Below are 15,972 nucleotides of genomic sequence, written 5' to 3'. Positions count from 1 at the left end.
GCTTACTTTTGCGCTTTTCAAAAGTGAGCCGCCGTCAGGGCGGAACCCTAAGTGGCCGTTACCGCAGAAACGGATATGTACTCGTTCCAATCCAACATCCTGGTCGGCCAGAGGCCGCCATCGGGGGCAAGCCCCCTCCCACATGTTTTGTGTTGCGAGTGAGGTTCAGGTTCGGCATTCGGCCAGTGTTCTGAGCTGACCGGAACCGGCCTGGTTCTCCTCCGACAACCACGCCTCAAACCCCGCGCCAATCTTCGGCCATTCCGAGTCGAGCATCGAATACCACGCCGTATTCCGGTTCTGCCCCTTGACCACCATATGCTGGCGGAACACGCCTTCAAAACTGAACCCCAGGCGCTCGGCTGCATACCTGGAGCGCGCATTGCCGTTGTTGCACTTCCATTCCAGGCGGCGGTAGCCCTGCTCGAACGCGTACTTGGCCAGCAGGTACACCGCTTCGGTACTTTTTGGCGAACGCTGCATCGGTGCGCCAAAGGTGACGTGGCCGATTTCAATACGCCCGTGAGCGGGGACGATGGACATCAGGCTGAGGATGCCCTGGACCTGGCCGCTTGCGCGGTCGACCACGCTGAAGAAATACGGGTCGCTGCTGGCGGCATGGTTGTTCAGCCAGGCATCGAAGGCGCTGCGCTCGGGAAAAGGGCCGTAGGGCAAAAAGTCCCACAACGTCGGGTCGGCACCGGGGCCCTCGAGGGCTTGCCACAGTTGTTCGGCGTGACGCGCCGGGTCGAGCTTTTCCAGGCGAATGAAGCGCCCTTCAAGCAGTTGCGCGGCAGGCGCGGGGGCGCCTTTCCAGTCGGCGGGGGAAGTGACCATGCTGCGCTCCTTAAAGACCTTTGCGAAATTGGATGAAACCTGGGCGTTCAGCGATGCGTTCGTACAGTTGAATCGCGGTGGCGTTGGTCTCGTGGGTCAACCAGTGCACCTTGCAGCAGCCATCGGCCTTGGCGGTGGCGTAGACGAATTCGATCAGCTTGCGGCCCACGCCAGTGCCACGTTGGGCTGGGTCCACCAGCAAGTCCTGCAGGTAGCAGGAGTTCTCGATGCTCCAGTTGGAACGATGGTAGATGAAGTTGACCATGCCCACTGCCTTGCCGTCCTGCCAGGCGAGTGCCGAATGAGTCGGCTCGCGGGCGTCGATCAGGCGTTGCCAGGTGCTTTGGCTGACGGCGTCCGGCAGTTCGGTGTTGTAGAACTTCAAATACGCCTGCCACAACGGGAGCCAGGCGGTGTGGTCGGCGGCGGTGACTTGGCGAATGTCGATCTGGCTCATTGTGCAACTCCTTGGGGAATAAAGCGGGCGAGGGCCTGGTCACGCACATCGGTACTGGCGGCCAGGCCTTCGCGCACGCCGGCCACGTCGGCCGCGCTGCGGTTCTGGCTGAGCTTGCGCTTGCCGATCACGCGTTCGATGGGCAGGGCGAAGCCGACGATGGCCTTGAGCATGCCGTCAATGTAGTCCGCCGGTGCGTCACTGACCGCCCAGGGTTGGGCGCGGCCACTTTCATGGCGCTCGGTGAGGGCGCTGACCACCTTGAGCAATCGCTCGGCGTCGTTGAACACCTGCGCCTTGCCATAGGCGTGCACGGCCATGTAGTTCCAGGTCGGCACCACTTTGCCGTGTTCGGCTTTGGCCGGGTAAAACGCCGGACTGACATAGGCGTCGGCCCCCGCGAAGATCACCAGCGCCTCATGGCCATTTTGCAGCTCGCGCCATTGCGGGTTGGCCTTGGCCAAGTGCCCGTAAAGCGTGCCGTTGGGACCTTCATCGGGGTTGAGCAGCAGTGGCAGGTGGCTGGCTTGCAGGCCGTTTTCTCCCACGGTCACCAACTGCGCCAGACGGGTGTGCTGGATCAGTTGCTGGAGTTGGGGCAAATCATCGATGGCAAAGGCGCGGGGGGTGTACATGGGAAATTTTCCTTGGCGAATGCCTGCATCCTAGGCAGGCTATTGGTTCGTTGTAAGAGCCATCTAGCGCTATTTTCATAGGTCCAATATGCCGTCCATCGCGCCGCCTTTATCCTTCAACCCTGCCGGTATTGAACTGGACCGCCGCCAGGGCCTGACGCGCCAACTCTATGAGGCCCTGCGCCAGCGCGTGCTGGATGGACGGTTGGTCAGTGGTACACGGTTACCCGCTACCCGTGATCTGGCGGCGGCACTGTCGATCTCTCGCAACAGCGTCGTGCGCGCCTACGATCAGCTGTACGCGGAAGGGTTTATCGAAAGTCGGGTGGGAGATGGCACCTATGTCGCCCAATTGCCGATGCCGAAAAAACTATCCACACAAGTATCCACAGGGTTTTCAACAGGCTTATCCCCAGGGTTATCCACAAAATGGGCGGATTTACCGGAACATCTTGACGATGAAGTTATCCACAGCACGGGCTTGGCGCGGGTAAAAAATCATCACCTGCCTCAACCGCCTTCAGGTCCACCTCGTGCTTTTCGCGTGGGCGTGCCGGCCTTCGACCTGTTCCCGTTTGAAGTGTGGGCCAAGCTCAACGGGGCGTTCTGGCGCAAACCCGACCTGGAACAGCTGTGTTATGGCGACCCGGCAGGTGACAGCCGCCTGCGTGGCTTGATTGCCGCGTACCTGCGCAGCTCACGGGGTATGCAGTGCACGGCTGAACAAATTGTGATCACCAGTGGTGCACAGCAGGCAATCAGCCTTTGTGCACAGCTGCTGGTTGAGCCGGGTGATGGGGTGGCGGTGGAAAATCCGGGTTACCGTGCGGCCGGCCATGCATTCGCCCTGGCCGGTGGGCGATTGCAGGGTGTGCCGGTAGACAGCGAGGGCCTGGATTGCCAGGTGCTCAACGCTCTGCATGACTGCCGCGTGGCCTATGTCACACCTTCCCATCAATATCCGTTGGGGGTGGTGATGAGCCTGGCCCGGCGTCTGGAGTTGCTGGCCTGGGCCGAGCGTACGGGTGGCTGGATCGTCGAGGATGACTACGACGGAGAGTACCGCTACAGCGGTGCGCCGCTGTCGCCCCTGGCGGCGCTGGATCGCAGTGGCCGCGTGTTATACGTCGGCACGTTCGGCAAAGTGGCGTTCCCCGCGTTGCGCCTGGGCTATCTGGTGTTGCCTGCGGCCCTTGTGCAAGCGTTTACCCGGCGGCGCGCCGTGGACATGCGCCATTCCGAAGTCAGCACCCAGGCGGTGATGGCAGAGTTCATGGCGGCGGGGCACTTCCAACGCCACATTCGCCGAATGCGTCGCGCTGCATTGAACCGACGCAACGCCTTGCTGGCCGGTTGGCCCGATGGGTTGCCCGGCGTCGGCGCCTTGCCCAGCGTTGCGGCCGGGCTGCACTTGACCGTGCGAGTGGACAGCCTGGCCCGCGAGCAGGCGTTGCTCGCGCAGGCTCGTGCGGTAGAGGTTGAGATCACCGGTTTAAGTAGCTATTGGCTGGCTGGCACAAGCCCACCAGCGGACCAGCACGCAGGCCTGTTGATGGGGTTTGCCGCCGTGCCCGAGGCGGCCATCGCGCAGGCGCTGGCACGTTTGCGCGAGGTTTGGCAGGCATAAAAGGCGATCAGCTGTCGAAGAACAGCGACTTGGCCAGTTGATCACCGATGCTGCTGCGGTGGATTTCTATCATTTCCCAGTCACTGGGGCCGGTGCGTTGACGAGCGCCACCGAGCCGCTGTTGTTCGCGCGTCTTGAGGTGGGCCTTGTCGAATCTCTCAAGGGCGGCGCCTTTCGTTGCGTAGTGAAAGTGCGCGTACCACAGCACGGCGTTGGTCTCTTTATCGCGTACTTCGTACTCGTCCAGATAGCCCTTTGGGGGCCCTTTGACGGCGCGACGGCTGAAGGTTCTGGTGATCCTGATCAGCCCTTGGTTTTGCAGCCATTCCACCCGCGCCGCAGTGGGCGGCTGGTGTTTGATCATCTCGATGTAGGTTTTTCTACCCAGGTGATAAAGCCGCTGTGCTGCGTCGTTGAGGTTGCGTTTGGTCGAAGCGGCGGAAGTATGGTCGCTTTCGGTGAGATTGCGCCGGGTCAGCGCTTGCTCGATGTCGTTTGACGCACCCTCCAGTTGTTTGGCGTAGGCCTCGTACATATCCTGGATATCCTGCGGCGCGTGCCAGGGTTTACGCGAGAAGCCCTGGTATTTGCGGGTTTCAGCCTGCTCGGCATTCAACAGCGTTTGTCCGGTGTTGATGCTGGTATCCAGGTCCAGCGTGGCAGGCACTGGCGATGCGGAGGTAACCTTTTGCCGCTTGACCCAGACGCCTGGGGTTTTTTCATGAAACGTAGCGAGCACCTTGCCTGTCACGGACGTCCTCACATCGACCAGGGTACTGTCGGACTCACGGGGTTGAGCTATTAACACGCCGTCGTAGCGTGTCTTGATTATTTTGCGTCGTGGCGTGTGCGAGGCCTTTGAGCTGCCGGGCTTGGGTTCAAGGGCTTTTTTCTCGCGCAGCAGTTGCGCCAGGTCGTGAATGGCGCGCTGGCTGAATCCGCCGATCTGCTGGCGAAAACCCTGCAGGCGGGTTTTCAGCAGATACTGCGGATGGTCGGCGTGTAGCTCCAGCAGACGTTGATCTGCACTGGAAAATTGCTCAACCAGGCTGTTGAGCACATCAATGCGCTCATCCAGCGACGTGTCGCTGCCCCGTCTCACAACTTCAGTGAAACTCTCAACGTTAAGTTCGGCTGTGTCGACGCACTGGTTCATCTGCTCTCGCAGCGTGGCGGGGATCTGGCTTTGCTCTTCATCGATACACAGGTAGCGACCCAAGCCGATCTCCTGGGATTTGAGCTCGGCGAGGGTGAGCGGTGGCAATTCGCTCAGGGCTTTTTGAATGACCGCTGCGCCTTCATCTCCCAGCACTTTGAGATCGCTGAAACGGTCGTTGATGAACTCCAGGCGCTTGATGATTGCCAGGTTCAAGGTGGACAGGTTTTGCGCGCTTTGCGCCTGGTTTTTATAGTCAATGTCCACCTCGGCATCGAGGATTGGGAACGACGATTCCAGGGCCTCCTTATAGCTCACCAGTTGTTGTTCCATGACTACCTGAGTCAGTTGTATTTGCTGCTTCAGGTATTCACTCATGTTGCCCTGATAGGCGGGCACGGCATCGATGATGCTCAAGGATTTCAGCTGACTGATCGCCTCATCGTACGCCGTCAGCCGGTTGTCGACTTTACCTATGAACGCTGTACGCAGCAGGTCCGTGGAAGGGCCAGGGGCGGCGTCCAGTTCGGGCTTTGACTCAAGCACGTCCAGCTGTTGCCTGGCGGCGACCGCATCAAAGGCGTTGAGCTGGGCCATGAGTGCGGTAATGCGCTCAGGCTGATTGACCTTGACCGCACGCTGACGGTTGCGAAGGCCGCCGCCGCGCAGTCGCAAGCGGATGTCGACAAACCACTGGCCCGCCAGATTGCCAATCAGCGGCGGGCCCGTGCGCAACGGTGCCTGCGGGTCAATGATGATGACACTGTCGTTGTCATCCACCCTGACTTCGAACCAGCGCGCACCAACCGGTGCATACCATTTGTCGGCAAGTGGATACAGATTCAAGTGGCGCCCGCGCGTTTTGTTTTGCGCGCCAAGCTTGTCGGGTTTGGCAACGTTGAAACTGTCGAGTGTCCTGGCCAGGCCCAAGCGGCTATGACCCAGGGCCCCCAGGATGTGTACGGCGCCCTGATGCTTGGCGGGCAGTTGGTTGTCGGGAATATCTGCTTGTTGCACGGCGGTGTATGTTTTTTCGGCAACAGGTGGTTTACCGGCGGTGTCGATCATTGTCGACTCGGATTCAGTTTCGATCTTCGGCGCACCGAACTGTCCCGGCGGGCGGGGATGGCGTAGGGCGATGTGCAGGGTCAGAGCCATGCCCAGGTTGAGGAATACATCCACTAATGCGGTCCACGAGGCGTGTTGATCCCCCTTGTTTACCGCTTCCTCGGTGGCTTGCAGGTCGTCCATGATTTGCCAGATCCAGGCGGCAATTCCGACGGTGCGGCCCATGAATGGCAGGGCCGCGTTGAATATTTGCCAGCCGGTATGGCGAAACGTCGCCCAGCGTTTCTGTACATTGGACACCGACTGACGGGCCGCCAGTTCGATCATGGCGGTGGCATTGGCCTTGAACAGCGTTGCCAGGGCGTCATTGCCCACTTCTTCATCGGCCATGGTCACGGGGCCGCTCATGTAGAGCAGGGTGAGGGGCTCGACGAGGGCGCGCACCACCGTCCAGGGCGAGGGCAACGTGTCGGGAAACACGTATTGGGCGTAGTTGAAGCTCTGCGCCTGCGGCAGCCAGGCCAGCACCGATTCGCGCAAGGGGCGCTCATGTTTGATCGCGTACAACAGGTTTTGCCGTGCCGGGTATTGCATCAGCACCGGTTCCAGCAACGGGCGATAAAGCAGGCACGGGCCGGCGCTGGCGTCCCTTGGACCGATCACGAACATATTGGCGACCACGTCGCGCTCATGGCCGGGGCGCAAGGTGGGCACGAAGGCCAGGGCGCGGATAACAATGGGCTGCCCGTCTACGTGGCGATCGTGTTCATCGGTGTGCATCACGGCGGCAACGTAGCGGTAGCCGAGCTCATCAATTGCGCCCTGCCTGCGGATTTTCATTTGCAGGGCCAGCAGCGGCAGTTGCAGGCGTAGATGGCTGGTATAGAGCTGTTGGCGGTGATTGGATTGCACCGGTTCATCGAGCAGTCTCTGTTTGATCAGCGCGGGGTAGTGTTCGCCGATATCAATGTCTTCGATCAGGTCTTTCACATAGCTGAAGGTCAGCCAGTTGGGGACACCATCGTCATTGTCGCCGTAGCGCACCGTGATATTGCCGGTGGGCAGGCCGGTGAGGTTGTCCAGCGCCAGATCGATCAGGCCGCGACGGGTGATGTCCACGCTGCCCGGCACGATGAACGTGCCCCATATCACCGGGCTTTCGATCACCACCTCGATTTTGTCCAGGTTCAGGCGCGCACCGTCCTTATGCGACTGGATGCGGCTTTGCAGCTGTGTGCGGGCATAGTCCCGAATGGGCGCAATGCCGTCCTGGAATGTTTCGCCCTGGTAGTGGGCGTGCAGTTGGGCCAGGTCGATCATATAGCGGCTGTAGGCGGCGGTGTCCGAGTCCGACGCCGAAGCCAGCCAGTCGGGCAGTTGTTGATGAATCTCTCGGATACTCGAGAGTTGGTGATCGCTCATCTCTTCGATGCTGGGCACAATGCGGGCGACGGTGACAGGGCTTGGCTGCTCCTGTGCCGGCTCATCGACAGCGGCTTGGCTGTAACTGCCGATGGTGCGGATTTGCAGGTCAATCAGGGTGCAGGCCAGCGCGTCGAAAAAATTGCCATCGGGCTCATAGAGACGCCACTGCAACGTGGTATCGCGCTCCGGCGCACTCAACCGGGCCGGCAGTGAGGCGCCGAATGCTTCGACTGACGCGAAGCTTTCGTACCCGCTTACCAGCGAGTGCGTCAGGACCATTTGGCGCTTGTCGTGCTCGCCAACCAGTACGGCGATGTCCGTAAAACTGATGTGGGTGGACTCGCCGTCCCGAAGCAGGTCGATATCGACCAGGTAGGCACGACTCTGGTAGCGATCATTCAACGAGCGCCTCGCCCGGTCGGGCTCTTGGAAAAATCCACGGGCCATGGCCGCTTCGTGCTCTGCCAAGCCCTGCTCTTCGTTGACGTTCCACACTTTTCTCAGTGAGTTGGAAAATGTCCGCCAGCGTGGCCCGGTGCTGCCGTTGGAGGCGTTCCAGAAATTAAGCTGCTGTTCCTGAAAAGCGGTGAACAGCAAGGCGGACAACTCGTTGATCAGGCGTGCGATGGCATCGATCTTCACCTCAAGGTGTACAGGCGCCGCCGCGTTCGGCTGCAGCGTGAGGAAGTGCTCGCCATCGATGTAAGTCACTCGTTCGCCGGACAGCGCCTGGTTGGCCAGTACCGAGGTCAGGGACTGGATAACGGCTGGCGCCGGTTCGACAGCACTGCCCACGATGTGCCAGCGAGGGCTGACCACCATTGCCAGGTCAGGGTCGATATTGAGCGCGGGGTAGAGGTCTCGGAGTGCCGAGCGCAACGTGATGGCGGCGACCTCGTGGGTGGTGGGCCCGTTGGTTAACTGGGTGAGCAGTTCATAGGTGCTGGGGGGGCGGTGATTAGTGTTATGTAGGTCGTTGGGCATGTGTTGCTCCTCTGCAATCGCTGGCCTGGACGGGCGTCGAGGAGGTGCAAGGTAGCGATGGCCATAGCCGGGAGGACGGTAGATAAATCGCGGCGCCCGCGAAGGCGCCCGTCAAAGCAAGGTGTTTCAGGTGCCGGATTTGATCTTGGTCCAGGCCCTGGTCCTGGCGCGTTCGGCTTTGCTGTCCAGGGGCTTGAGGGTGTAGAGCGTCGTCATGGCCGCGTCGGTCGGGTACAGGTTGGGGTTGTTGCGTATCGCCGGGTCGACCCACTCGGTGGCGTCCTTGTTCGGGTTGGGATAACCGACGAAGTCGCTGACCGGTGCGATGACGTTGGGTTGCAACAAATAGTTGATGAAGGTGTAGGCGTCGCCCGGATTTTTAGCACCCTTGGGGATGGCGAGCATGTCGAACCAGATCGGCGCGCCTTCCTTGGGCAGGCGCATATCCACGGTCACGCCATTCTTGGCTTCCTTGGCGCGGTTGGCGGCCTGGGAAAAACTGCCGGAATAGCCCACGGCCACGCAGATGTCGCCGTTGGCGATATCGGCCATGTATTTGGAGGAGTGAAAGTAGGTGATGTACGGGCGGATTTTCATCAGCAGCGCTTCGGCCTTGATGTAGTCCTTGGGGTTGCCGCTGTTGGGGTCCAGGCCCAGATGCTGCAGGGCCAGCGGCAGGATCTCCGAGGGCGAATCCAGCAGCGCGACCCCGCACTGCTTGAGCTTGCTGATGTTTTCTTCCTTGAAGATCAGGTCCCAGCTGTCCACTGGCGCGTCGTCGCCCAGGGCCGCCTTGACCTTGGCCGGGTTGAAGCCGATCAGGATGGTGCCGTACATGTAGGGCACGGCGTACTGATTGCCGGGGTCGTTGGCTTCGATCAGCTTCATCAGCTTGGGATCCAGGTGCTTCCAGTTGGGCAACTGGCTACGGTCCAGGGGCTGGAACACCCCGGCTTCGATCTGCTTGGCCAGGAACACGTTGGAGGGCACCACCACGTCATAGCCGGAATTGCCGGTGAGCAGCTTGGCTTCCAGCGCCTCGTTTGTGTCGAAGATGTCGTACACCAGTTTGATCGACGGGTTCTGCGCCTTGAAGTCCTCAAGGGCCTTGGGGGTGATGTAGTCGAACCAGTTGTAGACCTTCAGGGTTTTCTCTTCGGCCTGTGCCGCGCCGCTGGCCACCGCGACGCACAGGACGAGCGATTTGAGTATGTTCATTGGGCTGCTTCCTCGAAACCTTCAAGCACGTTGCCGGCGTTGATACCGATTTCTTCCACGGCGTAGCCGCCTTCCATCACAAACAGCGTTGGCGTGCCGAGCTGCGCGATGCGTCGACCCATGGCCAGGTAGTCCGGGCTGTCGAGCTTGAATTGCGAAATGGGGTCGTCCTTGAAGGTGTCCACGCCCAGGGAGACAACGATGACATCGGCACCGTAGCGCGTGATCTCGGCACAGGCTTGTTCAAGCGCGGCGCTCCAGGTTTCCCAGGTGGCGCCGGCCGGTAACGGATAGTTGAAGTTGAACCCTTCTCCCGAACCCTCTCCCAGCTCATCGGCATACCCGAGAAAGAATGGGAACTCCGCCTCCGGATGGCCGTGGATCGAGGTGAAGAGCACATCGCTGCGCGAGTAGAAAATCGATTGCGTGCCGTTGCCGTGGTGGTAGTCCACATCGAGGATGGCGACCTTTTTGCAGCCCTGGTCGAGAAACGCCTGGGCGGCGATGGCCGCGTTATTGAGGTAGCAATAACCGCCCATCAGGTCGCTGGCGGCGTGATGCCCGGGCGGGCGGCACAGCGCAAAGGCACTGTGGGCGCCTTGCGTGATGGCGGCCTGGGCGGTGAGGGCGACTTGCGCCGCGCTGTAGGCCGCTTGCCAGGTGCCGGCGGTGATCGGCGCGCCTCCATCGAAACTGTAATAGCCCAGCTGGCCGTGCAGGCTGGCGGGCATCACGCGGCGCAACGTGCGCGCGGGCCAGGTGTAGGGCAACAGGTCGCCATCCTGGCCGTACTCGGTCCAGCGTTGCCAGGCGCCCTTGAAGAAGTCGAGATAGTCGCGGCTGTGAATACGTTGCAGCGGCGCCAGACCGAAGTCCTGCGGCGCCTGCACCGGGCCCAGGTCACGGTCTTTGACGCGTTGCAGCACGTGGTCGGCGCGCGAGGGCATTTCAAAGCAGGGCATCAGTTGCCCGTCCATCAATTCACAGCGGCCGTGGTGCAGGTGGTGATCGTCCGAGTAGATCGTCAGCATGTGTTGTTCTCCGCAGGCTCTGTCGGTGCATGCAGTCTTGCGGCGGGTGCGATTTATGAGAACGGCAGGAGCGGCCAAAAGGGGATAAATATGGCCAGCCTGTGTGTCCGCAATGGGCCCCTGAACGGGGCGTCATGCGCGAAATTGGCTCGGCGCGACGCCGCTCCAGCGTACGAAGGCATGCCTGAAGCTGGCCGTTTCGCTGAACCCCAGCGTTTCGGCTATCCGGTGGATCGGCCACAGATCGTCAGCCAATAACTGTTTGGCGCGTTCAAAGCGCAACTCATCGAGCAGTTCCTGATAGCTGCAGCCCAGGTGGTGCAAGTGTCGACGCAGGGTGCGTGCGGAACAGTTCATTTGCCGGGCCAGGCCCTCCAGCCCGGGTGCGGCGTGCAGTTGCGCGGCCAGCAACTGACGGATTCGCCCCAGCCATGCCTCGCGTCCGGTGAATTCGGTGTTCTGTTTCCGGCAGCGCTCGACCATGGCCTGTTGGGTCACGGCGTCAGCCAGCGGAAGGGGTTGGGCAAGCCAGCGTTTATCGAAGGCGAATGCATTGGCCGTGGCCTGGAACTGCAGCGGGCAATCGAAGCTCTCGACGTAACGCGCTTGATAATCCGGCGCGTCGTGCTCGAAACGAGCGCCCAACAGGGGCAGTGGATGGCCGAGCAGGTCGTCGCAGATAACTTTCAACGACCCCAGGCACAACTCGACATTGAAGGCCGTCAGTGCGGGGCTCTCGCGGTAATCGCCGGCGGTGAACCAGATACGTTCGTCGTCTTCCTCCAGGCTCAGTTCGAAGAGTGTTCCCAACAGCGCCGGATAACGCAGGGCCAGGCGCAAAGCGTCACCGAAAGTGGCACTGGTGAGCAGGGCATAGCCGAGCATGCCGTAGGAGGAAACATGCATGCGCCGCCCCACGATCAAGCCGATATCGCGCTGCAGGGCCACGGCGTTGGCGCACACCTGCATCTCCTGATGCGTGGCGATACGCGTGTCGGCGCGGCGCAAGTCCGCTGCGCAGATGCCGCTGCCGGCCAATAACGCGGCATGGGGCAAGCCTTCGGCCTCGAAGGTACTGAGCACCAGAGACACGGCATTGAGGGTGGTGAGATGGGAGTGCAGCATGGGGACTTCCAGCCATGGATAGGCTGGAAGTGGAGCAAGTTACATGCCGCTCAGTTCAGTTCGCCGCACAGGTCCAGTTCCACCAGGCGACGGATTTCGCGGGTCGGCAACCCGGCCCCGAGCAGGGCGTTGAGCTTGCCGAAGGCCGCCTCGCGGGTCATGCCGCCACCGGACAGCACGCCCACACCGCGCAGGCGGCTGCCGGCTTCGTAGACGTCCAGCTCCACGCCGCCTTCATGGCATTGGGTGGTCGCAACCACTACTACATCCTGATCCTGCGCACGTTGCAGGCTGGCCAGGAAGGCCGGGTTGTCACTTGGGCCGGTGCCGCTGCCGAAGCATTCGAGCACCAGCGCCTGGAGGCCGCTGTCGACCAGCGCATCCAACAGGTCGGCGGCGATGCCCGGCACCAACGGCAGGACGCCGACCCTGGCTTCAGACTTGGGCTGGCGGTAATGCAGGGCCGCGGGGATCATGTCGGCTTGGGAGACGCCGCCGTTACGTTGCAAGGCGGCAAACGGATGGCGACCAAAGCTGCGGATCTTCGCGCACCGGGTGGGCGCCATGAGCGCGCCGTGGAAATACAATTGCACGCCGGGTGCCAGGCCTTCCCCGAGTGCCGTCAGCGCACCGCTGACGTTTTCCCAGGCATCACTGTCGGGCACGCCTGCCGGCAACATCGAGCCGGTGAACAGTACGGGTGCCGGCAGACCGAGGAGTTGAAAACTCATGGCCGCCGCGCTGTACGCCAGGGTGTCGGTGCCGTGCAGGATCAGCACGGCGTCGCAGCCGTCGTCCACGGCCTCGACAACGGCGCTGCGCAGGCGCTGCCAGTAGGCAGGGGTCATATTGGCGCTGTCGATCAGCGGCGACATCTCCCGAAAGCGCCACGTGGGCACGGGTGCGTCGGCCAGTTGCTCGCGCATACGCGCCTCAAAACCGGAAGCGGGTGCCAGGCCGTTGGCACTGGCCTGCATGCCGATGGTGCCGCCGGTGTAGAGCACCATGACGTTGTTGGCTGCTTGCATGAACAATCTCCTGAACGAAAAACGCCGCCGGGCCCAGAGCATGCCCAAGGCCGGGCGGCGTGTCATCTGGCGGTGATTAACGTTGCGCCTGGGCGCTCAGTTCAGCCGACGCTGCTGCTTCGGATTTTACCGGGTTGGCCGGCCAGGCCTTGCGGTCCAGGTCCAGGTCGGGGAACTGGCTGGAATCGAATACCGGGGTCTTGATGCCTGCTGCGCGCTGGCTGTCGTAGTCGTTGAGGATGCGCATGGCGATCTTGAACAGGAACGCCAGGGCGAACAGGTTGACGAACGCGAGCATGGTCATGGTGATGTCGGCGAAGGCGAACACGGTGCTCAGGTTCTCGATCGAACCCCAGAAAATCAGCACCAGCACCAAGGCGCGATAGCCCATCAGTACCTTGCGGTTGTTGCCGACCAGAAAGCGCAGGTTGCTCTCGCCCAGGTAGTAGTTGTACATGATCGAGGTGAACACGAACAACGCCAGGGCGACCGAGATGAACATGCGGCCCCAGTCACCGACCACGGCGGCCAGGGAGTTCTGGGTCAGGGCAATGCCGTCGCCTTCAAAACCCGGGGTGTAGAAGCCGGAGAGCAGGATCAGCAACGCGGTGCAGGTGCAGATCACGAAGGTGTCGAGGAACACGCTGAACGCTTGCACCACACCTTGGGCAATCGGGTGTTCCACGGAGGCCACTGCCGCCACGTTGGGCGCACTGCCTAAACCGGCTTCGTTGGCGAACACGCCGCGTTTGACGCCCATGATGATCGCGCTGCCCACCAGGCCACCGAAGGCCTGGTCTAGACCGAAGGCGCTCTTGACGATGGTCGCAAGCATGGCCGGCACGTGGTCGAACTGCAGCACGATCACGTACAGGGTCACGGCGATGTAGACCAGCGTCTTGACCGGTACCAGCAGGTCGGCGATCGAGGCAATACGCTTGATCCCGCCAATGAACACCAGGCCCAGCAACACCGCCAGCGCGAGGCCGGTGTAAGTGGTGTCGAGACCGAAGGCATTATTCAGCGAGTGGGTAACCGCGTGGGCTTGTAGGCCGTTGAAGGCAAAGCCGAAGGTCACCAGCAGCAGGAACGCCATGACCATCCCCAGCCAGCGTTTGTGCAGGCCGTGCTGGATGTAATAGGCCGGGCCGCCACGGTAGGCACCTTCTGCATCGGTGCGCTTGTACAACTGACCCAGGGAGCACTCGATAAAACTCGAGGACATGCCCACCAACGCGGTGACCCACATCCAGAACACGGCGCCCGGGCCACCTAGGGTCACGGCAATGCCGACGCCTGCGATGTTACCGGCGCCCACACGGCCGGCCAGGCTGAGCATCAGCGCCTGGAACGAGCTGAGTTGGCCGGAGCTGCTTTTCAGGCTGTCTTTAAACACCGAGAACATGTGGAAAAAGTGACGCAATTGAACGAAACGCGAGCGGATCGTGAAATAACCGCCGAGCCCGACAATGAGCACGATCAGTACTTTCCCTGAGAGGAAGTCGTTGATGACTTCGAGCATGGAGTGTTCCTCGCTGATTTTTCTAATGGCAAACGCAGGACGGTGCGACGCATCGCTCGGCACCAGGCAGTGCGCGACGTTCGACCCCAATCCTTTTGCGGGTGTTGTTATTCATGCGGTTTCGCGCTGTACAGGACCTCGTTACCGACGATCTCTGACACGAAGAGGGGCGGCACTATACCTAGGCGAACGTGATCCGTCTGCTCGGCCTGATTAAAGGTTTCAGCGAAGCGGTGAGAGGGGAGGTGGGTAAGCGGTGCGATATTGGATTTTTTATAGGCGTCATAAGCAACCTCAAGGCAAAAAAAAGGGCCTGAAGAACGAGCCTTCAGGCCCTCAAAAGGTGAGAGGTGTCTAGTCTCTCAGCCTGGTGAGCGGTGCAACAAACACTTAGGCCTTCAGCGGGACCAAGCGTGGAGCGATCATGTTTTCGGGGCGCAGGATGTCGTCGAGCATGGCGTCGTCGAGCAAGCCTTCTTCACGCACCAGTTCCAGCACACCGCGACCGCTTTCAAGGGCGATTCGCGCAATGCGGGTGGCGTTTTCATAGCCGATGTAGGGGTTCAGCGCGGTGACCAGGCCGATGGAGTGCTCCACCAGTTCGCGGCAGCGCGCTTCGTTGGCGGTGATGCCGACGATGCAGTGCTCGCGCAGCATGTCCATGGCGCGTTGCAGCAGGCGGATCGAGTCGAAGATCTTGTAGGCGATCAGCGGCTCCATCACGTTCAGTTGCAGCTGGCCGCCTTCGGCCGCGATGGTCAGGGCCAAATCGTTACCGATGATTTGGAACGCCACCTGGTTCACGGCTTCCGGGATCACCGGGTTGACCTTGCCGGGCATGATCGAGCTGCCTGGCTGGCGCGCCGGCAGGTTGATTTCGTTGATGCCGGTGCGTGGGCCGCTGGACAGCAGGCGCAGGTCGTTGCAGATCTTCGACAGCTTCACCGCGGTACGCTTGAGCATGCCGGAGAACAGCACGAAGGCGCCCATGTCGGAGGTGGCTTCGATCAGGTCGGCCGCCGGTACCAGCGGCTGGCCGCTGATGGTGGCCAGGCGTTGTACGGCCAGGGCCTGGTAGCGTGGGTCGGCGTTGATGCCGGTGCCGATGGCGGTGCCGCCCAGGTTCACTTCGGTGAGCAGCTCCGGCGCCAGGGTTTTCAGGCGGGCCAGGTCTTCGCTCAGGGTGGTGGCGAAGGCGCGGAATTCCTGGCCGAGGGTCATCGGCACGGCGTCTTGCAGTTGGGTGCGGCCCATTTTCAATACATGCCCGAACTCGACACCTTTGGCGGCGAAGGCCTGGATCAGGCTGTCGAGGCTGGCCAGCAGCGCGTCATGGCCCAGCAGCAGACCCAGACGGATCGCGGTCGGGTAGGCGTCGTTGGTCGACTGCGCCATGTTCACATCGTTGTTGGGGTGCAGGTACTGGTACTCACCCTTCTGATGGCCCATGGCCTCCAGCGCGATGTTGGCGATCACTTCGTTGGCATTCATGTTGGTGGAAGTGCCGGCGCCGCCTTGAATCATGTCCACCACGAACTCTTCGTGGAAATCGCCGCGAATCAGGCGGGCGCACGCTTCGCTGATGGCCGCGTGCTTGGCTTCGCTGAGCTGGCCCAGTTCGCGGTTGGCGTCCGCTGCTGCTTGCTTGACCATTGCCAGACCGACCACCAATTTCGGGTAATGCGAAATCGGAACGCCCGAGAGGCGGAAGTTGTTCACCGCTCGCAGGGTCTGGATGCCGTAATACGCTTGGGCAGGTACTTCGAGTACGCCAAGCAGGTCTTTTTCGGTACGGAAAGATGCAGCAGAGGACATGACGGAAATCATCTCGATAGGGACCCGGAACTGGCCGGAACGCT

11 protein-coding genes are annotated in these 15,972 nt (G+C 61.4%); 1 reads left to right on the top strand and 10 read right to left on the bottom strand.

Annotation, left to right across the window (positions count from 1 at the left end; translation table 11 throughout):
• Nucleotides 1-165 precede the first annotated feature (165 nt).
• From BFP96_RS15755 to BFP96_RS15745, 3 genes are read right to left on the bottom strand one after another with little or no spacing between them, the layout of a single operon-like run.
• Complete coding sequence (locus BFP96_RS15755) at nucleotides 166-837, bottom strand: GNAT family N-acetyltransferase (protein ID WP_065936555.1); 672 nt, start codon at nucleotides 835-837, stop codon at nucleotides 166-168.
• Between the two features lie 10 nt (nucleotides 838-847).
• Nucleotides 848-1,294, bottom strand: coding sequence for a GNAT family N-acetyltransferase (locus BFP96_RS15750; RefSeq protein ID WP_065883826.1), 447 nt, complete (start codon nucleotides 1,292-1,294; stop codon nucleotides 848-850).
• Nucleotides 1,291-1,929: an FMN-binding negative transcriptional regulator gene (locus BFP96_RS15745; RefSeq protein ID WP_065897695.1), complete on the bottom strand. Its 639-nt coding sequence runs from the start codon at nucleotides 1,927-1,929 to the stop codon at nucleotides 1,291-1,293. Before BFP96_RS15745 ends, BFP96_RS15750 begins: the two co-directional genes overlap by 4 nt.
• An 88-nt stretch (nucleotides 1,930-2,017) precedes the next feature.
• Between BFP96_RS15745 and BFP96_RS15740 the strand changes: the two genes are divergently transcribed.
• On the top strand, nucleotides 2,018-3,556 hold the full coding sequence (locus tag BFP96_RS15740) for a MocR-like pyridoxine biosynthesis transcription factor PdxR (RefSeq protein WP_065936554.1): 1,539 nt from the start codon (nucleotides 2,018-2,020) through the stop codon (nucleotides 3,554-3,556).
• A 7-nt stretch (nucleotides 3,557-3,563) separates the two neighbouring features.
• On the opposite strand, the gene BFP96_RS15735 is transcribed toward BFP96_RS15740, so the two are convergent.
• The 7 genes from BFP96_RS15735 to aspA all read right to left on the bottom strand — a co-directional run bounded on the left by BFP96_RS15735 (nucleotide 3,564) and on the right by aspA (nucleotide 15,928).
• Nucleotides 3,564-8,189 carry a dermonecrotic toxin domain-containing protein gene (locus tag BFP96_RS15735; RefSeq protein ID WP_065936553.1) on the bottom strand — a complete coding sequence of 1,542 codons (4,626 nt, stop codon included), beginning with the start codon at nucleotides 8,187-8,189 and terminating at the stop codon, nucleotides 3,564-3,566.
• Nucleotides 8,190-8,315: 126 nt separating this feature from the next.
• Nucleotides 8,316-9,407 carry a polyamine ABC transporter substrate-binding protein gene (locus BFP96_RS15730; RefSeq protein ID WP_065936552.1) on the bottom strand — a complete coding sequence of 364 codons (1,092 nt, stop codon included), beginning with the start codon at nucleotides 9,405-9,407 and terminating at the stop codon, nucleotides 8,316-8,318.
• Nucleotides 9,404-10,438, bottom strand: a complete 1,035-nt coding sequence (locus BFP96_RS15725; RefSeq protein ID WP_065936551.1) for a histone deacetylase family protein — start codon at nucleotides 10,436-10,438, stop codon at nucleotides 9,404-9,406. The genes BFP96_RS15730 and BFP96_RS15725 overlap by 4 nt, the downstream gene beginning before the upstream one ends.
• 132 nt (nucleotides 10,439-10,570) lie before the next feature.
• On the bottom strand, nucleotides 10,571-11,563 hold the full coding sequence (locus BFP96_RS15720; RefSeq protein WP_065936550.1) for an AraC family transcriptional regulator: 993 nt from the start codon (nucleotides 11,561-11,563) through the stop codon (nucleotides 10,571-10,573).
• Nucleotides 11,564-11,613: 50 nt separating this feature from the next.
• Complete coding sequence (locus tag BFP96_RS15715; protein WP_065936549.1) at nucleotides 11,614-12,591, bottom strand: asparaginase; 978 nt, start codon at nucleotides 12,589-12,591, stop codon at nucleotides 11,614-11,616.
• 76 nt (nucleotides 12,592-12,667) lie between these two features.
• Entirely contained in the window at nucleotides 12,668-14,113 is a 1,446-nt protein-coding gene (locus BFP96_RS15710) for an alanine/glycine:cation symporter family protein (RefSeq protein ID WP_065936548.1), read from the bottom strand.
• A gap of 390 nt (nucleotides 14,114-14,503) precedes the next feature.
• Nucleotides 14,504-15,928, bottom strand: coding sequence for an aspartate ammonia-lyase (gene aspA / locus BFP96_RS15705; RefSeq protein ID WP_065883807.1), 1,425 nt, complete (start codon nucleotides 15,926-15,928; stop codon nucleotides 14,504-14,506).
• Nucleotides 15,929-15,972 lie beyond the last annotated feature (44 nt).

It is taken from the genome of Pseudomonas sp. 34 E 7, from assembly GCF_900005715.1.
GTDB lineage: Bacteria > Pseudomonadota > Gammaproteobacteria > Pseudomonadales > Pseudomonadaceae > Aquipseudomonas > Aquipseudomonas orientalis_A.
The sequence above is the reverse complement of the archived record's forward strand: the minus strand, read 5'-3'. Positions and strand labels throughout refer to the sequence as shown.